We start from the raw sequence: 21,855 nt of genomic DNA, 5'->3' as shown, positions 1-21,855 counted from the left end.
CTCAAAACAACAATGAAAGATAAGGCATTTGCGCTATGCAGACACAAATCAAGGTTCGTGGCTATCATCTGGACGTTTACCAGCACGTGAATAATGCGCGCTATCTGGAGTTTCTCGAAGAGGCGCGTTGGGATGGTCTGGAAAGCAGTCCGGCCTTCCACTGGATGACCACACACAACATCGCCTTTGTGGTGGTGAATATCAATATCAACTATCGTCGACCGGCAGTATTAGGCGATGTACTCACCGTCACCAGCAAACTGGAGCAGTTGAACGGTAAAAGTGGAACGTTAAGCCAGGTGGTGACTTTGAATCCTGGCGGTGAGGTGGTCGCCGATGCGCTCATCACCTTTGTTTGCATCGACCTGAAAACACAGAAAGCGCTGCCGCTGGAAGGCGAACTGCGTGAAAAGCTCGATCAAATGAATTTACGCTAACATAGCTTCCGCTTTCTTCCCGGTGGCGCTGCGTTGACCGGGCTACGGGTTCACAGTCGCCAGCAGGCCGGTAGCCCGGACAAGGCGCGTCGAGCGCCGCATCGGGGAAATAGCTGATTACTTCAGCCCGGTTTTCTGCTTCATAACCGCCATAATGCCAGGCTTATCAGCCTGGTACTGGTTTAGCCCGTTGGCGCGCAGGTTACAGGCCGCACATTGGCCACAACCATCGCCTTTAATGCCGTTATAGCAGGTCAGAGTTTCGCGGCGTACCAGATCCAACTGGCCCCAATAATCGGCTAAGGCCCAGGTCTCGGCTTTGTTTAGCCACATCAACGGTGTCTCGAAGCGAATATCTTTAGCCATTCCGAGGCTGACGGCATGGTGCAGCGCCTTTACGAACTCGTCGCGACAGTCCGGGTAGCCCGAAAAGTCGGTCTCGCAAACGCCGGTAATTATTGCTTCTGCCTTAACCTGATACGCGTAAATCGCCGTCAGGGTTAAAAACAGAATGTTGCGACCGGGCACGAAGGTATTGGGAATACCGCTGGCGTCCGGCTCGTAATCCGGAACCGGAATGCTATCGCGAGTCAGGCTGCTAACCGCCAGTTCGTTAAGCAGCGTGACATCAAGGACTTTGTGGGCGACGGCCCCTAGCTTTAGCGCCAGTTCGCGAGCAACGTCAATTTCCGCGCGATGGCGTTGGCCATAATCAAAAGTGACGCAATGCACTTCATCATACTGTTGCAGAGCCTGCACCAGGCAGGTCGTCGAATCTTGTCCTCCGCTGAAGACAACTACGGCGCGTTTCATGGTAATTCCTGACTATCGAAGTGAAGCGCATATGGTAGCGCCTGATGAGCGTGACCACCAGCTCCGTCACGGCGTTGACGCTGGCAGCCAGGCGCTGGCGAAATCAAACCAACCGCGTGCGTTAAGGCGTAGTCCGTTGACGCCAGGCGGCGCGCTGATTCGATAATTATAATTAAACAGCGGCGTCATGATGGCATCACCCATCAGGCTGTTAAACACGTTGTGTAACGCCTCGTTGCGGCTGCGTTCGTCCGGCAGTGTCTGCACGGCATCCAGCGTGGTCTGGAGATGGGCATATTGCGCCCCGGTCAACAAATTAGGCCACAGCGTGTCGCAGCGCAACCATTGTTCCAGCGCGTACTCGGGCGCCTCGCCAATCAGGCGGTCACCCATCATCAAATCTGCCTTCGAAAACTGCTGGCAGCCATCCCAATTTTTCGCGTCGTGGAAAATAATCGTCAGCTCGCAGCCTAATTTCGCGAGGTGTTGCCGAAGCTGTTCTGCCATGGCGTGTAGCTCTACCGGGAGATGATAGAGCAGGGTAAGTCGTGCAGGCAGCGGTACGTCGAGATTTTCGGGCCACTGCGGAATTGACCACCCCGGCAATATCTCATTGCTCGGGGTAATGAGATCTTCATCCAGTGGCAGGGTTTCTAACAGGGTGGAGCGATGAATCAGCGATACCAGCCTTTGCGCCTGCGCTTTATTGAGGCGGGGACTTTGGCGTAGCGTCAGGTAACAAAAGCCGAGGCTAATGCTATTACTGACCTGGCGCAGTCTGGTCAGTTCATCGGGATCGCCGATGGTTATCTGTACCGGGTGGCGGCAACTGGTGCCCAGATCCTGCTCGAACAGCTGCGGCGTGATCCAGAATTCAACGGCCTGCAATAGCGGGTGAGAGAGATGATAACGCTGATGATTTTCCAGCCGCACCAGTTCCGGAGTAAATAACTTCAGGCGGAATGGCCCGCTGCCGATTGATGAATCATCCGGATGCGCCAGCACGCTGCAGTAGCTGGCAAGACGAAACGGTAGCCAGTAATCTGCGCGATGCAGAGTGATTGTCAGACATTGAGAGTGGGTGACGTTAATCTCGCTGATACTCGTAAACAGCGTGCGTAGTGCGGGCAGCTTCAGCAGCATCAGAAGCCGCTGCTGAAGTTGTGAGGTTTCAATCGGATCGCCGTTATGCCAGAACAGGGTTGAACGGATATAAAAGTGCCAGCGCAGACCGTCAGGTGACACTTCCCAGTGATGCGCTAAATCCCCCATCGGACAAGTGCTCTGCGCATCAAATCGGGTCAGACCGGAAAAGATCTCTCCGGCCAGGTGCTGTTCCGCTCGTCCGGGCATGAAACCAGGGCGCAGCGGCTCCAGGGGGCGATAGTAAGGGATACGCAGCGTTGGTGTATTGTTTTGCCATTGTCCGCCAAGAAAAGGCGAGAGCAGCGCTTTGAGCTCCACTGGCGCAAGCTGGGCCAGCTCGAGAGCATTCTGCTGCTGCCCTTTATTCAGCGCCAGTTCCATCATTTCATTGCGCAGCGTCTCCGGGGCTTTATAAAACTGGAGTAATCCGCGCTTTCCGCGCCCGGAGCTGGCCTGCCAGCTTAACCAACCGGCGTCCTGCGCCTGGCGCAGCAGGGTACGGACATGCCGTTCGCTGCAAAAGCAGCGCTCCGCCAGTTCGCCGACGGTCACCTGCTGCGGCTCGCCGGAGGAGGGCTGCCACAGTCGCTGGTACTGATTCAGACGGTTTAAGAGCCTCATATTCCTTTAACTCTACTATTTTGCGAAAACCCGGAACAATAAAATTTATCTATTCACTATTACTTCCGTATATCTCAGGAGATACTGCAACACAAGCAAAATCCACCACGGTTTGGGGAAGAGGGTATGGCAAGACTGGCTGCATTTGATATGGACGGTACGTTACTGATGCCGGACCATCGTTTGGGAGACAAAACGCTTTCGACGCTCAAACGTCTGCGCGATCGTGATATCACCCTGGCGTTCGCGACCGGCCGCCATGCCCTGGAGATGCGCCATATTGTGGGTGAAATTTCGCTCGATGCGTTTTTAATCACCGGTAACGGGACGCGCATTCACTCACTGGAAGGAGAAGAACTGGATCGTCGCGATCTGGCACCCGATGTTGCGGAGGAAGTGCTGCACAGCGCCTGGGAAACAACATCCAGCATGCATTTTTTCAACGATGGTGGCTGGTATACCGGGCAAGAGATCCCTGAAATGCTGAAAGCGCATGTCTTTAGCGGTTTTCGCTACCAGCTTTACGATCCAAAACGGATCCCGGCGCATCAGGTGACCAAAATCTGCTTCTGTGGCGATCATGACGACTTACGGCGGTTGCGGATCCAACTAAACGAAGCGCTGGGCGATCGCGCTGACCTGTGTTTTTCGGCAGTGCATTGTCTTGAAGTTCTGCCGACCGGATGTAACAAAGGTTCGGCGCTGGCGGTGCTGAGCCAGCACCTGGGACTGACGCTGCAGGATTGCATGGCCTTCGGCGATGCGATGAATGACCGGGAAATGCTCGGCAGCGTTGGGCGAGGTGTGATTATGGGCAATGCCATGGCTCAGCTGAAAACTGAACTTCCGCACCTACCGATTATTGGCGACTGCCGCCATCAGGCAGTCTCCCACTTTTTAACGCATTGGCTGGATAATCCTGATCTTCCTTATTCCCCCGAATAGAGAGACCCTGCCAGCAAGCCAGATACCCTTTGTGATATCTGGCTTTTTTCATTTAGTCTGTATTATTTCCGCGATTTGCGCCTGCCATGGGGAGACATCGCCAATATTGGCCGCCACCCACTGCGGGTTATAGTAACTTTCCAGATAGCGTTCACCGCTGTCGCACAGCAACGTGACGATAGAGCCGGTGCGGCCCTCTTCGCGCATGCGGGCGGCCAGCTGCAGTACGCCCCACATATTGGTGCCGGTTGATGCGCCAACCTTCCGCCCGAGCAGCGTTTCCAGCCACAGAGCGGTAGCAACGCTGGCGGCATCCGGTACTCGCAGCATCTCATCGACCACATCAGGAATAAACGAAGGTTCGACGCGCGGGCGGCCGATGCCCTCAATTTTGCTACCGACCGGGCTGCGCAGGCTGGCGTTGCGGCTCTGCCAGTAGTCCATAAACACAGAGTTTTGCGGGTCAACCACCATTAGCTGCGTATCGTAACCCTGACTGCGAATGTAGCGCCCAATGGTTGCGGAGGTTCCACCAGTGCCCGCGCTCATGACGATATATGAAGGTTGAGGGTGCGGTTCATGGTTCATCTGACGGAAGATACTGTCGGCGATATTATTGTTTCCCCGCCAGTCGGTCGCCCGCTCGGCAAAGGTAAACTGATCCATATAATGACCATTCAGCTCGCGAACCAGTGTTTCAGAGGCGGCATAGATTTCGCAGGCGCTTTCGACAAAATGGCAGCGGCCGCCGTAGAACTCAATTTGTTCAATTTTACGTTTTGCCGTACAGGAGGGCATAACGGCAATAAACGGTAGGCCTAAAAGGCGGGCGAAATAGGCTTCAGAGACGGCGGTCGAACCGGAAGAGGATTCGATAATCGTCGTCCCTTCTTTTATCCAGCCGTTGCACAGACCATAGAGAAACAGCGAGCGGGCAAGCCGATGCTTCAGGCTACCGGTTGGATGGGTGCTTTCATCTTTCAGATAGAGCTGAATACCGGGGAACCCCGGTAGCGCCAGACGAATAAGGTGCGTGTCGGCGGAACGCTGATAATCGGCATTAATTTCACTAATCGCGTGTTTTACCCAGGCGCTGTTCATCTCAATTTCCTGTTTGTCATTTTGTGCCCAGCTTAGCGGAAATCGAAGGAAAAATTGTTGCCATTTAGCCTTTCAATTACAATGAATGGAGTAAATTTTTCTCCTGAGGTGAGCAATGTTAGATAAAATTGACCGTAAGCTGCTTTCTTTGCTGCAAACCGACTGTACCCTCTCTTTGCAGGCGCTGGCTGATGCCGTTAATCTGACCACCACGCCCTGCTGGAAGCGGCTGAAGCGGCTGGAAGACGAAGGTATTCTCCGCGGGCGAGTCGCTTTGCTGGATGCGGAAAAGGTCGGGCTTGGGCTGACGGCGTTTGTGCTGATTAAGACTCAGCATCACAGTAGCGACTGGTATTGCCGCTTTGTCAGCGAGGTCACGCAGATGGCGGAGGTCCTCGGCTTCTGGCGTATGGCCGGCGAGTATGACTATCTGCTGCGGGTCCAGGTGGCGGATATGAAGAACTATGATGATTTTTATAAACGCCTGGTCAACAGCGTGCCGGGGCTCTCGGATGTCACTTCGAGTTTTGCCATGGAACAGATAAAATACACCACAGCCTTGCCTATTGATTAACGGCCTCTGCCGCTACGAATTACATACTCGGGATTTAACTGCTTGCGATTATTTGTTCAACTTAGCTGGTATTTCCGCCGGGAGTGGCGTCGTTACCTCGGCGCTATTGCTCTGCTGATTATCATTGCCATCCTGCAACTGGTGCCGCCGAAAGTGGTGGGCATCGTGGTTGACGGCGTCACGAAGCAACATTACACCGCTGAAAAGGTGTGGATGTGGATCGGCCTGCTGGTCGTTATTGCGGTGATGGTCTACCTGCTGCGCTACGTCTGGCGCGTACTGCTGTTTGGCGCATCTTATCAACTGGCCGTAGAGCTACGGGAAGATTTCTATCGCCAGCTCAGCCGCCAGCATCCTGCCTTTTACCTGCGTCACCGTACCGGCGATCTGATTGCTCGCGCCACCAACGACGTTGACCGGGTGGTTTTCGCCGCCGGTGAAGGGGTGTTAACGCTGGTGGACTCCCTGGTCATGGGCTGCGCCGTGCTGATTGTGATGTCGACGCAAATCAGCTGGCAGTTAACCCTGCTGGCGCTGCTGCCAATGCCGATTATGGCGCTGGCGATTAAGCGTAACGGCGATGCGCTGCACGAGCGTTTTCGCGTGGCGCAGGCGGCATTCTCCAGCCTGAATGACCGTACCCAGGAGAGCCTGACCAGTATTCGCATGATCAAAGCCTTTGGCCTTGAAGATCGGCAATCGGCGCAGTTCGCCGCTGATGCCGCGGATACCGGGGCGAAAAACATGCGCGTGGCGCGTATTGATGCTCGCTTCGATCCGACGATTTATATCGCTATCGGTACTGCTAACCTGTTGGCAATCGGCGGCGGCAGCTGGATGGTTATCCAGGGCAGCCTGACCCTTGGCCAGCTTACCAGTTTTGTTATGTATCTTGGCCTGATGATTTGGCCTATGTTAGCGCTGGCATGGATGTTCAATATCGTCGAGCGCGGCAGCGCGGCCTATGCACGTATTCGCACCATGCTGGAAGAGGCGCCGGTGGTGAACGACGGCAGCGAGCCGGTGCCGGAAGGCCGCGGTACGCTTAGCGTCGCCGTGCGCGAATTTATCTATCCTCAGGCGAATAAAACCTCTCTGGAAAAGGTCAACTTTACGCTACAACCCGGGCAGATGCTGGGGATTTGCGGGCCGACCGGATCCGGAAAGAGCACTATTCTGGCGCTGATTCAGCGTCATTTTGACGTGACCGAAGGCGATATTCGCTTCCACGACGTTCCCCTGACCCGGCTACAGCTGGATAGCTGGCGTGCCCGGCTGGCAGTGGTTAATCAGACGCCGTTCCTGTTTTCTGATACCGTCGCCAGCAACATTGCGCTCGGTAGGCCTGACGCTACTCAGGAGCAGATCGAGCACGTCGCGCGACTTGCCAGCGTGCATGAGGATATCCTGCGTTTGCCGCAGGGATACCGCACCGAAGTCGGCGAACGCGGCGTGATGCTTTCCGGCGGGCAAAAACAGCGTATTTCCATTGCCCGCGCGCTGTTGCTGGAGGCGGAGATCCTGATTCTTGACGATGCGCTTTCGGCGGTGGATGGTCGTACGGAGCATCAGATTTTGCATAACCTGCGGCAGTGGGGGGAGGGGCGAACGGTGATCATTAGCGCCCATCGCCTGTCGGCGTTGACTGAAGCCAGCGAGATTCTGGTGATGCAGCATGGGCATATTGCTCAACGTGGTCGCCATGAGGCCCTGGCGGCGCAGCCGGGCTGGTATCGCGATATGTATCGCTATCAGCAACTGGAAGCGGCGCTGGATGAGGTCCCGCTGGAAGATGAGGAGATCGCCAGTGCGTAGTTTTACTGAACTCTGGCCGACGTTAAAACGCCTTCTGGCCTACGGCTCCCCGTGGCGTAAACCGTTGATGGTCGCGGTTGCCATTATGTGGGTTGCGGCAGTGGCGGAAGTCAGCGGCCCGCTGCTGATTAGCTACTTTATCGACAATATGGTGGCGAAGAATTCGCTGCCGCTGAAGTTGGTCTGCGGCCTGGCTGCAGCTTATATTGGCTTGCAAATTCTTGCTGCTGGCCTGCATTACTGCCAGTCGTTGCTGTTTAACCGTGCGGCGGTCGGCGTCGTGCAGCAACTGCGTAGTGATGTGATGGATGCCGCGCTGCGTCAGCCGCTTAGCGAGTTTGATACTCAGCCAGTGGGTCAGCTTATTTCACGGGTGACCAACGATACTGAAGTGATTCGCGATCTGTACGTCACCGTTGTGGCAACCGTGCTGCGAAGCGCCGCCCTGATTGGCGCGATGCTGGTGGCGATGTTCAGCCTTGACTGGCGAATGGCGCTGGTGGCGATTGCTATCTTCCCGGCAGTGCTGATCGTGATGATGATTTATCAACGTTACAGTACGCCAATCGTCAGACGCGTTCGCGCCTGGCTGGCGGATATCAACGACGGCTTCAACGAAGTGATTAACGGCATGGGCGTTATCCAGCAGTTTCGCCAGCAGGCGCGATTCGGCGAGCGGATGCGCGAAGCCAGCTATGCGCACTACCTGGCGCGAATGCAAACCTTGCGCCTCGATGGCTTCCTGCTGCGCCCGCTGCTAAGCCTGTTCTCTTCGTTAATTCTCTGCGGCCTGCTGATGCTGTTTGGCTTTAGCAGCGGTGGAACGATTGAGGTTGGGGTTTTGTACGCTTTTATTAGCTATCTTGGCCGACTGAATGAGCCGCTCATTGAGCTGACGACCCAGCAGTCAATGCTGCAGCAGGCGGTCGTTGCGGGCGAGCGCGTCTTCGAGCTGATGGACAAGCCGCGCCAGGCGTGGGGAGAGGATAGCGAGCCGCTGCGCAGCGGTGCGATTAGTATTGAGAATCTCTCTTTTGCTTACCGCGACGATAATCTGGTATTGCAGGATATCAATCTTGATATTCCGTCGCGCAGCTTTGTGGCGCTGGTCGGCCATACCGGCAGCGGTAAAAGTACTCTGGCCAGCCTGATGATGGGCTACTACCCGGTGACTCAGGGTGAAATTCGTATTGATGGTCGCCCGCTTTCCTCCTTGAGCCACAGTGCGCTGCGTCAGGGAATTGCGATGGTGCAGCAGGATCCGGTGGTGCTGGCCGATACCTTCTACGCCAACGTGACGCTCGGTCGTGATATCAGCGAAGAGCAGGTTTGGGACGCGCTGGAGGCGGTACAGTTGGCAGCGCTGGCTCGCGAAATGGAAAACGGTATTTATACACAGCTGGGCGAACAGGGAAATAACCTTTCCGTAGGGCAGAAACAGCTGCTGGCGCTGGCGCGGGTGCTGGTCGAGACTCCGCAGGTGCTGATTCTTGATGAGGCGACGGCCAATATCGACTCCGGTACCGAGCAGGCAATTCAGCAGGCGCTGGCTCGGGTGCGCGAGCATACAACGCTGGTGGTGATTGCGCACCGCTTATCGACCATCGTTGAGGCTGATACGATTCTGGTGTTGCACCGGGGGCAGGCTGTAGAGCGCGGCAATCACCAGCAGCTGCTGGCCGCCAAAGGCCGCTACTGGCAAATGTATCAGCTGCAGCTGGCGGGAGAAGAGCTGGCTGCGAGCGCGCAGGAAGAGTCGCTTATCGCCTGATGCACCATAAACAGGCAGCCGCTGTTTTGCGGTTTGATGTGGTGCAAAAGCGTCACATATCACGCACCGGAATGGTGCAATTTTAGGCGAAAGGGGCCATTCGCCGCTCCGTTTCCGCTGAATTATTGTTTTTCCTCCTCATAAAGGGCCGCTTCGCGGTCCTTTTTCATTTCTGGCATAGCCCTTGCTTTATTAGATTCGTGTTAGCTGCGGCCATTACCGAATTCTGACTGGAGGGGACTTATGAAGCTGGTTACCGTGGTAATCAAACCATTCAAACTGGAAGACGTGCGTGAAGCATTATCTTCAATGGGTATTCAGGGCCTGACGGTCACTGAAGTTAAAGGGTTCGGCCGTCAGAAGGGCCACGCGGAGCTCTATCGCGGTGCCGAATACAGCGTCAATTTTCTGCCTAAAGTGAAGATTGACGTCGCGATTGCCGACGATCAGCTGGATGAAGTCGTCGATGTCATTAGTAAAGCGGCTTATACCGGAAAGATTGGCGACGGCAAAATCTTTGTCGCCGAGCTGCAGCGCGTCATTCGCATCCGTACCGGCGAATCTGACGAAGCGGCTCTGTAACTTTCAGACCACACAGTGATGGGGAACGAAACAATGAAGATAGCAACAATGAAAACAGGTCTGGGAGCGCTGGCACTTCTTCCGGGGCTGGCGATGGCTGCACCGGCGGTAGCGGATAAAGCCGACAACGCTTTTATGATGATTTGCACCGCGCTGGTGCTGTTTATGACCATTCCGGGCATCGCGCTGTTCTACGGCGGCCTGATCCGCGGTAAAAACGTTCTTTCCATGCTGACTCAGGTCATCGTGACCTTTGCTCTGGTCTGCGTACTGTGGGTGGTTTATGGCTACACGCTGGCCTTCGGTACCGGCGGCAGCTTCTTCGGCAACTTTGACTGGGTACTGCTGAAGAATATTGAACTGAAAGCGCTGATGGGCAGCTTCTATCAGTATATCCACGTTGCCTTCCAGGGTTCATTTGCCTGTATTACCGTCGGCCTGATCGTCGGTGCGCTGGCGGAACGCATTCGTTTCTCTGCGGTACTGATTTTCGTGGTGGTATGGATGACGCTTTCTTATATCCCGATTGCGCACATGGTCTGGGGCGGCGGTCTGCTGGCCACCCACGGCGCGCTGGATTTCGCTGGGGGTACGGTCGTACACATCAACGCTGCGGTTGCCGGTTTGGTGGGTGCCTACATGATGGGTAAACGCGTCGGCTTTGGCAAAGAAGCGTTCAAACCGCATAACCTGCCGATGGTCTTCACCGGTACCGCTATTCTCTACGTTGGTTGGTTTGGCTTTAACGCGGGTTCAGCAAGCGCAGCGAACGAAATTGCCGGTCTGGCTTTCGTCAACACCGTGGTGGCAACGGCGGCGGCTATCCTCGCATGGACCTTCGGTGAGTGGGCAACCCGTGGTAAGCCGTCTCTGCTGGGCGCATGTTCTGGGGCAATTGCGGGTCTGGTCGGTATCACTCCGGCGTGTGGTTTCATCGGCGTCGGCGGCTCTCTGATTGTGGGTATCGCTGCGGGCCTGGCGGGCCTGTGGGGCGTCACCGTACTGAAACGCTGGCTGCGCGTTGATGACCCGTGCGATGTGTTTGGTGTTCACGGCGTCTGCGGTATCGTAGGGTGTATCCTGACCGGTATCTTTGCCGCGACCTCTCTGGGCGGTGTCGGTTACGCAGAAGGTGTGACCATGGGCCATCAGGTTCTGGTACAGCTGGAGAGTATCGCCATCACTATCGTCTGGTCTGGCATCGTTGCCTTCATCGGCTACAAAGTTGCTGATATGACCGTAGGTCTGCGCGTACCGGAAGATCAGGAACGTGAAGGTCTGGACGTCAACAGCCATGGCGAAAACGCCTACAACGCCTGATTCATCGTTATCTTGTTCATCGTAAAAAGCGGAGCTTGGCTCCGCTTTTTACATGGTTAGCTAATCGATTGGATCCAGGGCAATAGCGTTGACACCCATAGCCAGGAGAGGGGCATGACGATGATCAGACCCGGCAGTAAGTTAGCTACCGGAAATGATTTAATACCGCAGATTCTCAAGCCCGTCACAAACATAATAAAGCCGCCCAGCCCGGAGAAATCAGCAACCATCTCAGGCGTTAGCATTGGCATTATTGATTGCCCGATAAAAAGCAGAATCATTTGGACGATAAATTGCGGGATGGCGATAGTGGCGACCGAAAGACCGAGCAGGGTGGCAAAAATACCCGCCGTCAGGATATCGAGGAATGATTTAGTCAACAGGATAGATATGTCGCCGGTTATCCCTTCCCGCATCGCGCCAAAGATGCCCGTTCCTGAAGCCACAAAGAGCACCAGAATCCCAACGAATTTGTCGAGATACTCCTCTTGCGATAACGTGCTGCCGCTTTTTTGCGGCGCAACTTTGTCGATGACAAAACGCAATTTTGATGCGCCACGGCCAATGTTTTTCTCGATAGAAAATATTTCGCCGATAATTGCGCCAAAGAGTAATGAGGCGACGACGACGGGTAGAGCATGTAATTTGATAATTACCGTTATCCCCATTCCCATGGAAGCTGCACCAAAAGTCAGAGGTAGCGCGGTACGGAATTTCTCACTTAATCGATCGCCAATTAAGCCGCCGACGATCCCGCCTATAAGCGTTGAAGTGGAGTTAATGATTGGCCCAATCATTGTTTTTCCTTGTTAGTATTTGCGAAATATCGATTTCTGTTGTCGGACCGCAAATGCACTCACTATCCGGCAGGTTCTGCGGATTGCGAACCTGCCGAAAGTGAACGACTATTTTTTGAAGCCAGGAATAAAGCGATTGACATCCACTTCAAGGAATTTGCTGCGCTGAAAATGCGCTTTCAGGTTCCAGGGAATGGTACAGTCAAAAATCGTTTTACAGGCAATTCCGTGGCCGAGTATTGACGGGCTGAATGCTGGGTCGGATGAAGGATCGAGTGGGTGACAGCGTACTCCAGGAATAAATATAGTACTGACATCCCCCTGATATCGCGTCGTCATTGCCCACATCACATCGTTAATATCAAATACATCAACATCCTCATCAACCAACATGACATGTTTCAACTCTGAGAAGGCTGAAAATGCGAGAAGCGCTGCCTGGCGCTGCCTGCCTTCATCCGCTGGCGTGCGTTTTTTAACTTGCAAGACGGCCAGGTATTTACCCGTACCCGGCGATGGGCAATGGACGTTCTGAACGAAGCCGGGCAAGGCTTTTTCAACCATTTGTAAAATACTGGCTTCTGTCGGGATCCCCGCCAAATTGGTGTGCTCATCGCTGGCCCCAATACAGGTTTGCAGAATGGGATGGCGGCGGTGAGTAATGGCTTTCACTTTGATGACGGGAACCTGAGCCTGGGCGCTGCCGGTATAGCCGGGAAACTCCGGCATGGCTTTACCGGTATCGCTGTTCTGATCTTCACGGACCCTCACGTTGGGCAGGAGCTCGCCCTCAATAACGACTTCGGCATTAGCGATAGCCAGCGCATTCACGCTAACGCAATCGGTGAGTTCTACCGCCTGGTTGCGTAAGCTACCGGCAATCGATAGCTCGTCAAAACCTAAGGGCGTGGTCGGTGGCTCGAAGCAGGCACCGATTTCAATTGCCGGATCGACGCCAATACTAATGGAGATAGGTAGCGCTTTCCCTGCGGCCTCCGCTTTCTGGCGGAAAGTGTCAAGGTGGCGTCCCGGCACGAAATACATTGAGATTTCGTCTTTGCTCTGAACGCATAAACGGTGGATCGTGACGTCATGTTCGCCGGTTTCCGGATCGGCGGCGTAGCACATACCCATCGTAAAGTAGGGACCGGCATCTTCCGGAGTGTTCGTTGGCGCAGGCAATATTTTCAGGATATCGAAATCAGGATCGGTCGCCAGGTGGATAACTTCCTGACATACGGCCTGTTCACGTGGAATCACTATCGGCGCAATGGGATTGGCAACGGAATCTTTAAGCATAAACGCCAGGTTTTCAGGCGTGGTGCCAAACAGATGGGCGACGCGCTTGCGCGAGCAAAGCAAACCAATCAGGACTTTTACATCATCGTACCCTTTGACTTTGTTAAAGATCATGGCCGGGCCAACCCGGGTGGGGCGCTGGACGGTGCCGTGCGCGCCGACGTAGCGGTATACGCCAGATAATTCCGCGATAGGGTCAACGGGTTCATCGGTATAGATCAATTCATCATCGTAGTGGCTTAATACAGCCAATGCGGAACGCAGATCGGTCACTTTTTGCTGTTCCTTGAACATTAAAATCTCCTTTAAGTTTTACTTAACGATGACATGGCAGCTATATAGCGCAGACCCTGATTTTTAATCATCGTGGTGAATTTAATTTTCGCTAAATAGAAATAAGAGTCCAATAACATTGCCCCGGATTTTAATAAGGATTTATTATTAGTGACTTCCTGGAGGTTGTTATGGATTATCGGCAATTGCATGCCTTTGTAGTATTGGCAGAAGAGCTGCATTTTGGCCGGGCGGCGCAGAGGCTCAACGTTACGCAGCCTGCGCTAACTCAGCAGATTAAAAACCTTGAAAATGCGCTGGATCTGATGCTGTTTGTTCGCGATCGGCGTCATGTGTCATTGACCGCTGAAGGGCTCTTTTTGATTGACGAGGCGCGAGCTATTCTTGGCCACTGTGATAAATTTCTCGAAAATGCAAACAGCTTACGGCTGGGGCATAAGGGGCAGTTGAAAGTTGGCTATGTGGGGTCATCAATTCTCGATCCGGCATTAACATTGTTAATAAAAAATTACCGACATAAAAAATCAGAGGCCGATCTGATTATAGAAGAACATAACGCTCATAATTTATTAACATTTTTATTGGATAAACGAATTGATCTTGCTTTTGTTCGTTCGCCAATACCGCAATATGAACCGCTGGAGTATATGAATATTGCAACTCGTTCACTTATCGCGGTCTTGCCGCGCAACCATAGGCTGGGCCATTGCCGGAGGATTTCTTTATCATCGCTGGCCGACGAGCAATTTTTTATACAGAAAGATCCGTATGGCGTGGGGCTAGGATGGTCGGCGATAAGCGCTTGTCAGCAGGCAGGATTTACGCCTCAGCGAATTCAGTATACGCGTGATGTATCGGTCGCTATCGGCCTGGTGTCAATGGGGATGGGCGTCGCACTGGTGCCTGAAACGCAAAGTTCGATGCTAATGTCGGATGTGAGCTACTGCCTGCTGGAGGAAACATTTGCTACGACTACGCTAACCCTCTGTTGGCGGCGGCATACTAAAAATAACCTCTTGCGTGATTTTATAAACTATACCCGTGAACTCACTGGCCGCCAGCAGCATCTGGTTACTCAGGGCGTGGCGGCACAACGTTCTGGCGGTTTACAGTGAACTCATTATTGGCGAGCGTAAGCACCTATTTTCCTGGAAAGAGGCTCCGGTTTCGCATGACGCCTTCTTGTACCGTAGAAGCTACCAGGGTGCCGTCCTGAGTGTAGAACTCGCCGCGTACAAATCCACGAGCGCTGGAAGCAGAGGTACTTTCAACGCTGTAAAGCAGCCATTCGTTGATGTTGAACGGGCGGTGGAACCACATTGAGTGATCGATAGTAGCGACCTGCATTCCTGGCTCCAGGAAGCCGATGCCATGCGGCTGTAGCGCTACAGGCAGGAAGTTAAAGTCAGAGGCGTAGCCCAGCAGATACTGGTGGATGCGGAGATCTTCCGGCACTGCGCCGTTGGCGCGGATCCAGACCTGGCGAGTCGGCTCTGCAACATGGCCTTTCAGCGGGTTATGGAATTCGACAGGGCGAATTTCCAGCGGTTTATCGCAAAGAAACTTATCTTTGACCTGCGGCGGCAGCAGATGGGCCAGCTTGCGGGCGATGTCCGTTTCAGAGGGCAAAGCATCAGGATCAGCTGCAGCAGGCATGGTTTTCTGATGTTCGTAGCCAGGTTCCGGGGCCTGAAAAGACGCGGTCATATAGAAAATCGGTTTACCGTTCTGGATAGCCGCGACCCTGCGGGCGCTGAAACTATTGCCATCGCGCAGGACTTCAACATCGTAGATGATCGGTTTTTGGCTGTCGCCGGGACGCAGGAAGTAGCTGTGAAAAGAGTGGATCAGGCGCTCAGCGGGAACCGTCTCTTTTGCGGCATACAGCGCCTGACCAACTACCTGGCCGCCAAAAACCTGACGCAATCCCAGATCTTCGCTCTGCCCGCGGAACAACCCCTCTTCAATTTTTTCCAGATTTAACAATGCCAGCAGATTGGTTAATGCCTGACTCATAGTGACCCTCAATCAATGATGACTGCCTTGCGCAGCGCGTATTGAGGCAAAGTATAACCTGGAATCGCAAGTGGTCCGATGGGTGCAATAATCTGAATATGGGCTCTTTTCCAGGAAGAGATCTGAGATCTGTGCCACACTTATTCATGATACTAATGTCCTGTCCCCGATATCGGCAGGATGTACTCCTGCTAAAGAAGGGATGAAAAGGAGAAAAGAATGAAATTTGCCTATATGTTAAGTGCCTTGGCCGTAGCGGCTACGTTGTCAGCCTGTGCGAATAATCACAGCAACAATGCAGCGAATCAGACGGCAGCGCCCGATCCTTATGGCATTGCCTCACTAAGCTCCTCGCAGCAGCAGCCTAATGTTTCCGGGACAATCAATATTCGCCAGCGCGTGGCATTACCGCCGGATGCAGTATTGACCGTGACCCTCTCCGATGCATCTCTGGCCGATGCGCCAGCGCACGTGCTGTCGCAAAAAGCGGTCAGGACGGAAGGGAAACAGGCGCCATTTAACTTTGTGCTGCCCTATAATCAGGCACAAATCCAGCCTAATGCCCGCATTCTGCTTAGCGCGGCAATCACCGTTAACGGTCAGTTAATGTTTATCACTGATACTGTACAGACGGTGATTAACCAGGGGGGGAATCGCGCGGATCTACTTCTGGTGCCGGTCCAGCAAACGGCGGTACCGGTGGCAAATACCAATGTCCCCGCTGCGCAGTAATCTCACCGATGCCCCTCCTTCAGGGGCATTTTTTTGCCTTTAATAAACCCAGCGATAATGCTGCAGGTCGATGTGACCGCTACCTGAAACCTGTACACCCTCTGCCAGTAGCGCCTGACGCTGGCGCTGTAAATCGGGCCCAGTAAGGGAGATATCGCCATGGCGATTAACCACTCGATGCCAGGGAAGAGTGGAGCCTTCCGGTAGACGCTTTAACACGCCGCCAACCTGGCGCGCCGCGCGCGGTGAGCCCGCCAATTGCGCAATGTCGCCGTAGGTGGCAACGTATCCTTCAGGAATCGAGGCGACTATCTGCCAGACTCGCTGCGGAAAAGTATCGTGAGAATCCATGGTACGCCCTGTTGCCGGGAAAGGTTCAGGATAAGCGTTACGTGTCAGGCTGTACAGATAGCGGTTTAAGCCGATTTAATGACGGTAAACTCGAGGGCCAGACCCAGAATCTGCATGCCATGGACATTTTCGTTCGGCGTATTGGTTAGCAGACTTTCAAGAAACTTCAGGCGTTTTGATTGAGCATTAATAATCAGTTTGGCGTGCATTGCCGGGAGCTTAAGCGTTGATATCGGGTACACTACTCGGCCGCTGACTTCGATGGGAATTTTACGTAATTCAATGTGCTGAAGTACGCCAACGGTAGAGTAGAGCAGCGCAACCGGGGTGACGGCCAGCAATTGATGACTGCTAATCGTTATAAAATCCAGCAACACTTCCGGGCGTAGAAAGTGTAACCCGTGGAAGGGGACGGTCACTTCGTCGATAGGTGGCATCGCTAGTGTGGTGATTAAACGTGGTGATTCACTCATTCAGATACCATTAACATAACTTATTGATTAAAAATGATTCATTGCGTAATTCACAGTATGAATGATGCCAGGGAATTGTGCTGAGAGTACGCTCTCAATCTCTTGATATAGTCGTAAGAGTTTATGGTAAAAAGCATCTTTACAGCGCTTATTGAGCGACTTTGCGCAATAAACCAGCACCCAATCGGCGACGGCTTGCAATTCACGGGTTCAGCAGGGATAATGCGCCAGCGCGTTAGGTAACTAACGCTCTCAATGGGGGCTCTGTTGGTTCTCCCGCAACGCTACTCTGTTTACCAGGTCAGGTCCGGAAGGAAGCAGCCAGAGCAGACGACGTGTGTGCCGGGATGTAGCTGGTAGGGCCCCCACCCATTTCCGGGTAGCAAAAGTCATATCCATAATAAAAAAGCGGTTTAAAATTCCCCTTTATATTTAATACCCACAAAATCATTGTGTATTTTATTTGGTTTCTAAAACACGCCTTTCTTATACTAAAAAATGGCTATGTCATAAATGTGAAATTTAATTGAAATATTAATGTCATCTTTATGTCATATACAACGTGCAGATTATTCATGGGAAAATGTTGTTGGAAATAAGTCCAAAAATATATCTCTGGATCAGCATGTTAACTTCGTGTATTAATTATATGATAATTTTATTTCACGGGAAGCGTGACTATGACCACTGTGGTTCTGAACGTAAAAATTGATGGCGAGTTAAAAGAAAAACTGCGTCAGTATGCGGAAGAAAATAACGAAAATTTGGGAACAGCTACGGAGAAACTGCTGCTGCTGGCCTTTCAGGTAGCGGAATCAGCAGACGAGGCGGGGGTTTCGGAAGAAGATATCGATAGTCAGCATACCGAAGAAGAAACGTCTCCATTAACCCCTAAAGAAATCAAAGCATTACGTAAAATCCTGAAGAAGAAAAAATGAAACAACAACTCTCTACAGCCAGCAACTATAGCGAAGCCTGCGACATGCTGCGTTCTGGGTACGTTAAGCACGTGCGCCTGAACTGGAATATCGGTAGCGATGAGTTCTTTCGCATTGCCTCCGATTGGTGTGACACGGGTGCAAAAATTAAAAAAGATGAAGATGGTTTTATTATTTCCCTAAAAGGGTTCCCGATTCCACGTCAACATTAATGAATTTATTTCATTTTTGTCATCGGATTGACATGCAGCGATGACAAGATTGAAGCGCAATTTTATAACAACATCTCATATGCATCACGGATGATGGTTTTTGACGGGCTGGCTCCAGCCCGTCGATATTTTATTAGATGATTTTCCTCGGGCGGAAATTCTCTTTCTGTTCCGTAAGGCTGTGCCATAACGGCTGTAATGTATTAAACGCCCTGCGCAGTTCGTCATCCGAAAGGGTGAAAGGCAAACGCAAATAGCGGTCAAAAGCACCCGCCAGACCAAACCTTGTGCCTGTTCCTATGTGAATCCCTCTGCTTTCTGCCCGCACGGAAAAAAGCGTCGCCAGCATTCCGGGTAATTCAACCCAAAAAGAGAGCCCACCTTCCGGTGGTGAAAATCGCCAGTGGGGGAAATACTCTTCCATGAGCGCGCCGCACATATCCCGGCGAGCCGCCAGCATAGCGCGTCTCGACGGTAATAGTGCTTTCTCATTGTCCAGTAGCCAGCAGCAGGCCAACTGTTCCAGCAGCGGAGAGCCGAGATCGAGAGAGTCGCGCGCCTGAACCAGCGATGCAATGGTTCGCGAAGACGCGCGTATCCAGCCAATGCGCAAGCCTCCCCAGAAACTTTTTCCCGCAGAGCCGATGGTTATTACCGGAGCGTCAGGGTTAAACGTTGCTAGCGGCGGCGGCGGCGGGGCGTCGTACCATAAATCGACCATCGTCTCATCGACCACCAGAGTGGTGCGGGTTTGCGCAGCGAGATCGGCAACCCGTTGGCGCGTGGCGCTATCCATACAGCGACCGGTTGGGTTATGAAAGTCCGGCATCAACCATGCGAGTCGAGGAGCCGTTTGCGCAATTGTCGCTGCCAGGCCATCGCAATCCCAACCCTGCTGCGGTAATGCAACACCAACCGGGCGGCATGATGCGCCCTGAATCGCGCTAATGGCCATGGGATACGTTGGTGCATCCACCACCACGCGATCGCCGGGCCCGGTTAACAAACGCAACACCAGGGCAAAACCGCTCAGCGCGCCATTGACGATCATCACTTCATCGCGACGGGTTGGCAATCCGCGTTCGCTATAGCGGCGGGCAATCGCTTCACGCAGCAGCGGTAGCCCCTGTTGATCGTAACCGGTATTGGATAAATGCTGTGGCATGATCTTCAGGGCCTGACTGTACGCTTGATGGATCTCTGGTCCGGCGCTAAGTGCGGCAACGGCCAAATTCACCGATTGCGGATCCGGATTTTTGGCCGTCATATTAACAGGACGCTCCGGTAGAGCGATGCGCGAACCGCTTCCCTGGCGGCTGTAGAGATAGCCTTCCTCCCGTAGCAGCCCGAGCGCGCTGGCAACCGTGGTACGGCTGATATTCAGGGCTGTCGCCAGTTCACGCTCGCCGGGCAGGCGGGTTTCCAGCGCCAGGCGACCGTCAAGGATCAGCAGGCGCAGCGCTTCCGCCAGTTGACGCCAGATCGGCGTGCGAGAGGTGGACTCCTGCCAGTTGCCCAGCAGGCGTACCAGCGACTGTGAACCAAAGCGACGAGGTGACATAGCAATCCACTTTTTTAAAACTGGCCATTAATTATCAATCCATTTTTACTGATGATAGGCGATATCGCAATTGTTCTGAGGTGAAAAATGGTACGTCGCTTGCTACAACTTTACATAGGTCTGGTCCTGTATGGCGTGTCGACCGCGTTATTTGTGCATGCCAACCTGGGGGCCGATCCGTGGGATGTTTTTCATCTGGGGGTGGGTAAGCAGTTCAATCTGGATTTCGGCACGGTTATGATCCTGACGGGAGCGGCAGTACTCTTGTTGTGGATCCCGCTGCGGCAAATGCCCGGGCTGGGTACGGTCAGTAACGTGATTGTGCTGGGGCTGGCGGCAAATGCGACCCTGGCAGTGCTGCCGCCGCTGGAATCGCTGGTGGCACGCAGCCTATTGTTAGTAGGGGCGATAGTGCTGAATGCGCTGGCGACAGGGATGTATATTGGCGCAGGTTTTGGCCCAGGACCGCGTGATGGTCTAATGACTGGCCTGCATGCGCGTACCGGTTGGTCGCTGCGGGGGATTCGTACCGCGATTGAAGTTTCAGTCCTGATCATTGGCTGGCTGATGGGGGGTAAATTTGGCGTCGGGACCGTGTTCTATGCGTTAACGATTGGGCCGCTGATCCAGCTATGTCTGCCGTGGTTTCGCCAGCCGATAGCGCCCATCGCCGTAACCAGGGATACTGCCAAAACGGTAAACGAAGGAACCGGTGTATAGCGGCTTATAGCAGACTCTCATGACAGAGGGTGATGAATACTGTTATCGCCCCATCCTCATCCGCTTGAGGATGGGGATGTTGTTACAAGTTACTCCAGCCGTGCAGCATCATATATAAACCCACCACAATAATGAGCCCACCGGAAATCCACGGTGCTTTACGTGACAGCTCGTTCAGCCCCGGCCAGCGGTTAGCGACATGCTTCACACTCAAGGCGGCGATCGCTCCGGAGGCGACTAAGGTGAGCGCAAGCCCGACGCTAAAACCCAGCACTAACGTTGCTCCTAGCGAGAACTTCTTCAACTGCAGGCAGATGAGCAATACGGTAATTGATGCGGGGCAAGGGATTAATCCGCCCGTTAGCCCAAACAATACGATCTGTCCGGTGGTGACCTGCTGCCCGTTAAAGCGGCGATTGATCTCTTCCGCGTGCGCTCGCTGGTGGGCGTCCTGCCAGTTATCGGCGGCGACCAGCGGATGTTGATGAACATGAGATTTGTGTTCATGCGGGTGGCCATGATTATGGGGTTCATGTTCATGTTCATGTTCATGTGAGTGCGATTCGTGCCAGGTACGCCAGAGCATCCAGCAGGCAATCAGCACAATAAGAATCCCGGAAATCAGCTGAAACCAGGGTTCTGACGTTTGAGCGTCCCAGCCGCGACCAAACCACAGACCTGCCATTGCCACCAGCCAGACCACTGCTGTATGCGATACCGTCGCTGCTAACCCCAGCAATACTGCCTGCTTAAGCGTTCCACGTACCGCCACAATAAATGCCGCCATCATGGTTTTCGAGTGTCCGGGCTCAAGCCCGTGCAGCGCGCCCAGCAGAATGGCGCTGGGAATAAAGAGCCAGGCATTGCCCTGTTGCAGCAGCGAAGTGAAGTCGTTCATAACATGATCCATTATCAGAAGTTGTTGTATGTTACTCCCCCCCAGTACATTAATACTACCCCCCAGTAGAAAAATACTCCGGGGGAGTAGGGCATGTTATGCTGTTCTTATTGTGTACTGTGGTCGTCCGTGGAAATGACCAATCAATCAAATAGTGGATCGCGTAATGTCACATACCGTTCGTCACAAGAAGATGTTATTGACTCGATTAAAGAAAATTCAGGGGCAAAGTACCGCATTAGAAAAAATGCTTAATCGCGATCATGAATGCGCTGAGGTTTTACAGCAGCTGGCGGCGATTCGCGGTGCGGTAAACGGCATGATGTTGCAGGTTATCCAGGGACACTTAACGGATCACGTCGTTAAAGAGCCGGAGGAAGGCCAACGTGAAGCTGACCTTGACGTGGTCATGCAGGTGATAAAATCTTATCTGAAGTAG

23 protein-coding genes and 1 other RNA gene are annotated in these 21,855 nt (G+C 53.3%); 14 read left to right on the top strand and 10 right to left on the bottom strand.

Going from position 1 to position 21,855, the window contains the following annotated elements; translation table 11 throughout:
* Positions 1-35: 35 nt before the first annotated feature.
* Positions 36-437 (top strand): YbgC/FadM family acyl-CoA thioesterase, encoded by a 402-nt coding sequence (locus FN082_RS25390; protein WP_142464353.1) that lies wholly within the window; start codon positions 36-38, stop codon positions 435-437.
* Between the two features lie 117 nt (positions 438-554).
* Here the strand turns inward: FN082_RS25390 and queC are convergent, their stop codons facing one another.
* Positions 555-1,250, bottom strand: a complete 696-nt coding sequence (gene queC, locus FN082_RS25385) for a 7-cyano-7-deazaguanine synthase QueC (RefSeq protein WP_142464352.1) — start codon at positions 1,248-1,250, stop codon at positions 555-557.
* Between the two features lie 66 nt (positions 1,251-1,316).
* The gene (locus FN082_RS25380) at positions 1,317-3,017 is read right to left on the bottom strand and encodes an SgrR family transcriptional regulator (RefSeq protein ID WP_139541332.1); all 1,701 of its coding nucleotides are present in this window, start codon (positions 3,015-3,017) and stop codon (positions 1,317-1,319) included.
* A 126-nt stretch (positions 3,018-3,143) separates the two neighbouring features.
* Here FN082_RS25380 and cof point away from each other — a divergent pair, with 126 nt between their 5' ends.
* Positions 3,144-3,962: an HMP-PP phosphatase gene (gene cof / locus FN082_RS25375; RefSeq protein WP_142467572.1), complete on the top strand. Its 819-nt coding sequence runs from the start codon at positions 3,144-3,146 to the stop codon at positions 3,960-3,962.
* A 48-nt stretch (positions 3,963-4,010) separates the two neighbouring features.
* Here cof and FN082_RS25370 read toward each other — a convergent pair whose 3' ends face one another.
* Positions 4,011-5,063, bottom strand: coding sequence for a PLP-dependent cysteine synthase family protein (locus FN082_RS25370; RefSeq protein ID WP_142982600.1), 1,053 nt, complete (start codon positions 5,061-5,063; stop codon positions 4,011-4,013).
* 115 nt (positions 5,064-5,178) lie between these two features.
* Between FN082_RS25370 and FN082_RS25365 the strand changes: the two genes are divergently transcribed.
* The 5 genes from FN082_RS25365 (at position 5,179) to amtB (ending at position 11,125) form a co-directional block, all read left to right on the top strand.
* Positions 5,179-5,637, top strand: a complete 459-nt coding sequence (locus FN082_RS25365; protein WP_004135994.1) for an Lrp/AsnC family transcriptional regulator — start codon at positions 5,179-5,181, stop codon at positions 5,635-5,637.
* Positions 5,638-5,679: 42 nt separating this feature from the next.
* Positions 5,680-7,452, top strand: a complete 1,773-nt coding sequence (locus tag FN082_RS25360) for a SmdA family multidrug ABC transporter permease/ATP-binding protein (RefSeq protein WP_142982599.1) — start codon at positions 5,680-5,682, stop codon at positions 7,450-7,452.
* Positions 7,445-9,223, top strand: a complete 1,779-nt coding sequence (locus FN082_RS25355) for a SmdB family multidrug efflux ABC transporter permease/ATP-binding protein (RefSeq protein ID WP_139541336.1) — start codon at positions 7,445-7,447, stop codon at positions 9,221-9,223. The genes FN082_RS25360 and FN082_RS25355 overlap by 8 nt, the downstream gene beginning before the upstream one ends.
* A gap of 243 nt (positions 9,224-9,466) precedes the next feature.
* Positions 9,467-9,805, top strand: coding sequence for a P-II family nitrogen regulator (gene glnK, locus FN082_RS25345; protein WP_004099573.1), 339 nt, complete (start codon positions 9,467-9,469; stop codon positions 9,803-9,805).
* Between the two features lie 33 nt (positions 9,806-9,838).
* On the top strand, positions 9,839-11,125 hold the full coding sequence (gene amtB / locus FN082_RS25340; protein WP_180349669.1) for an ammonium transporter AmtB: 1,287 nt from the start codon (positions 9,839-9,841) through the stop codon (positions 11,123-11,125).
* A gap of 56 nt (positions 11,126-11,181) precedes the next feature.
* On the opposite strand, the gene FN082_RS25335 is transcribed toward amtB, so the two are convergent.
* Both FN082_RS25335 and FN082_RS25330 read right to left on the bottom strand, forming a co-directional pair.
* Complete coding sequence (locus FN082_RS25335) at positions 11,182-11,922, bottom strand: DUF554 domain-containing protein (RefSeq protein WP_142982598.1); 741 nt, start codon at positions 11,920-11,922, stop codon at positions 11,182-11,184.
* A 108-nt stretch (positions 11,923-12,030) separates the two neighbouring features.
* Positions 12,031-13,515: a UbiD family decarboxylase gene (locus FN082_RS25330; protein ID WP_142467576.1), complete on the bottom strand. Its 1,485-nt coding sequence runs from the start codon at positions 13,513-13,515 to the stop codon at positions 12,031-12,033.
* A gap of 170 nt (positions 13,516-13,685) precedes the next feature.
* Here FN082_RS25330 and FN082_RS25325 point away from each other — a divergent pair, with 170 nt between their 5' ends.
* On the top strand, positions 13,686-14,630 hold the full coding sequence (locus FN082_RS25325; RefSeq protein WP_142464347.1) for a LysR substrate-binding domain-containing protein: 945 nt from the start codon (positions 13,686-13,688) through the stop codon (positions 14,628-14,630).
* 25 nt (positions 14,631-14,655) lie between these two features.
* Here the strand turns inward: FN082_RS25325 and tesB are convergent, their stop codons facing one another.
* Entirely contained in the window at positions 14,656-15,531 is an 876-nt protein-coding gene (tesB, locus tag FN082_RS25320; protein ID WP_139541340.1) for an acyl-CoA thioesterase II, read from the bottom strand.
* Between the two features lie 219 nt (positions 15,532-15,750).
* Between tesB and FN082_RS25315 the strand changes: the two genes are divergently transcribed.
* Complete coding sequence (locus FN082_RS25315) at positions 15,751-16,263, top strand: YbaY family lipoprotein (protein ID WP_139541341.1); 513 nt, start codon at positions 15,751-15,753, stop codon at positions 16,261-16,263.
* Between the two features lie 39 nt (positions 16,264-16,302).
* Here the strand turns inward: FN082_RS25315 and FN082_RS25310 are convergent, their stop codons facing one another.
* Complete coding sequence (locus FN082_RS25310) at positions 16,303-16,614, bottom strand: MGMT family protein (RefSeq protein WP_139541342.1); 312 nt, start codon at positions 16,612-16,614, stop codon at positions 16,303-16,305.
* 65 nt (positions 16,615-16,679) lie between these two features.
* Complete coding sequence (locus FN082_RS25305) at positions 16,680-17,087, bottom strand: dTDP-glucose pyrophosphorylase (RefSeq protein ID WP_139541343.1); 408 nt, start codon at positions 17,085-17,087, stop codon at positions 16,680-16,682.
* 265 nt (positions 17,088-17,352) lie between these two features.
* Here FN082_RS25305 and ffs point away from each other — a divergent pair.
* From ffs to FN082_RS25290, 3 genes are all read left to right on the top strand, one after another.
* Positions 17,353-17,449, top strand: an RNA gene (ffs, locus tag FN082_RS25300) — signal recognition particle sRNA small type.
* Between the two features lie 318 nt (positions 17,450-17,767).
* Complete coding sequence (locus tag FN082_RS25295) at positions 17,768-18,025, top strand: hypothetical protein (RefSeq protein ID WP_139541344.1); 258 nt, start codon at positions 17,768-17,770, stop codon at positions 18,023-18,025.
* On the top strand, positions 18,022-18,237 hold the full coding sequence (locus FN082_RS25290) for a hypothetical protein (protein WP_004129860.1): 216 nt from the start codon (positions 18,022-18,024) through the stop codon (positions 18,235-18,237). The genes FN082_RS25295 and FN082_RS25290 overlap by 4 nt, the downstream gene beginning before the upstream one ends.
* A 133-nt stretch (positions 18,238-18,370) precedes the next feature.
* On the opposite strand, the gene yczR is transcribed toward FN082_RS25290, so the two are convergent.
* Positions 18,371-19,798, bottom strand: coding sequence for a MocR-like transcription factor YczR (gene yczR, locus FN082_RS25285; RefSeq protein ID WP_142464122.1), 1,428 nt, complete (start codon positions 19,796-19,798; stop codon positions 18,371-18,373).
* 87 nt (positions 19,799-19,885) lie between these two features.
* On the opposite strand from yczR, the gene yczE reads away from it, so the two are divergent.
* Positions 19,886-20,518, top strand: coding sequence for a membrane protein YczE (yczE, locus tag FN082_RS25280; RefSeq protein ID WP_139541346.1), 633 nt, complete (start codon positions 19,886-19,888; stop codon positions 20,516-20,518).
* Positions 20,519-20,600: 82 nt separating this feature from the next.
* On the opposite strand, the gene FN082_RS25275 is transcribed toward yczE, so the two are convergent.
* Positions 20,601-21,416, bottom strand: coding sequence for a nickel/cobalt efflux protein RcnA (locus FN082_RS25275; RefSeq protein ID WP_142982597.1), 816 nt, complete (start codon positions 21,414-21,416; stop codon positions 20,601-20,603).
* Between the two features lie 166 nt (positions 21,417-21,582).
* On the opposite strand from FN082_RS25275, the gene FN082_RS25270 reads away from it, so the two are divergent.
* Positions 21,583-21,855, top strand: a complete 273-nt coding sequence (locus FN082_RS25270; protein WP_139541348.1) for a metal-sensing transcriptional repressor — start codon at positions 21,583-21,585, stop codon at positions 21,853-21,855.

Origin of the sequence: Klebsiella spallanzanii, from assembly GCF_902158555.1 — a bacterium.
Taxonomy (GTDB): Bacteria; Pseudomonadota; Gammaproteobacteria; order Enterobacterales; family Enterobacteriaceae; genus Klebsiella; species Klebsiella spallanzanii.
This window is presented reverse-complemented; position numbering and strand designations above follow the sequence as displayed.

What these genes read in the sequence shown, in the direction of transcription:
- FN082_RS25390 (WP_142464353.1), top strand. Translation starts at nt 36, where the DNA reads ATGCAGACACAAATCAAGGTTCGTGGCTATCATCTGGACGTTTACCAG.
- queC (WP_142464352.1), bottom strand. Translation starts at nt 1,250, where the DNA reads ATGAAACGCGCCGTAGTTGTCTTCAGCGGAGGACAAGATTCGACGACC.
- FN082_RS25380 (WP_139541332.1), bottom strand. Translation starts at nt 3,017, where the DNA reads ATGAGGCTCTTAAACCGTCTGAATCAGTACCAGCGACTGTGGCAGCCC.
- cof (WP_142467572.1), top strand. Translation starts at nt 3,144, where the DNA reads ATGGCAAGACTGGCTGCATTTGATATGGACGGTACGTTACTGATGCCG.
- FN082_RS25370 (WP_142982600.1), bottom strand. Translation starts at nt 5,063, where the DNA reads ATGAACAGCGCCTGGGTAAAACACGCGATTAGTGAAATTAATGCCGAT.
- FN082_RS25365 (WP_004135994.1), top strand. Translation starts at nt 5,179, where the DNA reads ATGTTAGATAAAATTGACCGTAAGCTGCTTTCTTTGCTGCAAACCGAC.
- glnK (WP_004099573.1), top strand. Translation starts at nt 9,467, where the DNA reads ATGAAGCTGGTTACCGTGGTAATCAAACCATTCAAACTGGAAGACGTG.
- amtB (WP_180349669.1), top strand. Translation starts at nt 9,839, where the DNA reads ATGAAGATAGCAACAATGAAAACAGGTCTGGGAGCGCTGGCACTTCTT.
- FN082_RS25335 (WP_142982598.1), bottom strand. Translation starts at nt 11,922, where the DNA reads ATGATTGGGCCAATCATTAACTCCACTTCAACGCTTATAGGCGGGATC.
- FN082_RS25330 (WP_142467576.1), bottom strand. Translation starts at nt 13,515, where the DNA reads ATGTTCAAGGAACAGCAAAAAGTGACCGATCTGCGTTCCGCATTGGCT.
- FN082_RS25325 (WP_142464347.1), top strand. Translation starts at nt 13,686, where the DNA reads ATGGATTATCGGCAATTGCATGCCTTTGTAGTATTGGCAGAAGAGCTG.
- tesB (WP_139541340.1), bottom strand. Translation starts at nt 15,531, where the DNA reads ATGAGTCAGGCATTAACCAATCTGCTGGCATTGTTAAATCTGGAAAAA.
- FN082_RS25315 (WP_139541341.1), top strand. Translation starts at nt 15,751, where the DNA reads ATGAAATTTGCCTATATGTTAAGTGCCTTGGCCGTAGCGGCTACGTTG.
- FN082_RS25310 (WP_139541342.1), bottom strand. Translation starts at nt 16,614, where the DNA reads ATGGATTCTCACGATACTTTTCCGCAGCGAGTCTGGCAGATAGTCGCC.
- FN082_RS25305 (WP_139541343.1), bottom strand. Translation starts at nt 17,087, where the DNA reads ATGAGTGAATCACCACGTTTAATCACCACACTAGCGATGCCACCTATC.
- FN082_RS25295 (WP_139541344.1), top strand. Translation starts at nt 17,768, where the DNA reads ATGACCACTGTGGTTCTGAACGTAAAAATTGATGGCGAGTTAAAAGAA.
- FN082_RS25290 (WP_004129860.1), top strand. Translation starts at nt 18,022, where the DNA reads ATGAAACAACAACTCTCTACAGCCAGCAACTATAGCGAAGCCTGCGAC.
- yczR (WP_142464122.1), bottom strand. Translation starts at nt 19,798, where the DNA reads ATGTCACCTCGTCGCTTTGGTTCACAGTCGCTGGTACGCCTGCTGGGC.
- yczE (WP_139541346.1), top strand. Translation starts at nt 19,886, where the DNA reads ATGGTACGTCGCTTGCTACAACTTTACATAGGTCTGGTCCTGTATGGC.
- FN082_RS25275 (WP_142982597.1), bottom strand. Translation starts at nt 21,416, where the DNA reads ATGAACGACTTCACTTCGCTGCTGCAACAGGGCAATGCCTGGCTCTTT.
- FN082_RS25270 (WP_139541348.1), top strand. Translation starts at nt 21,583, where the DNA reads ATGTCACATACCGTTCGTCACAAGAAGATGTTATTGACTCGATTAAAG.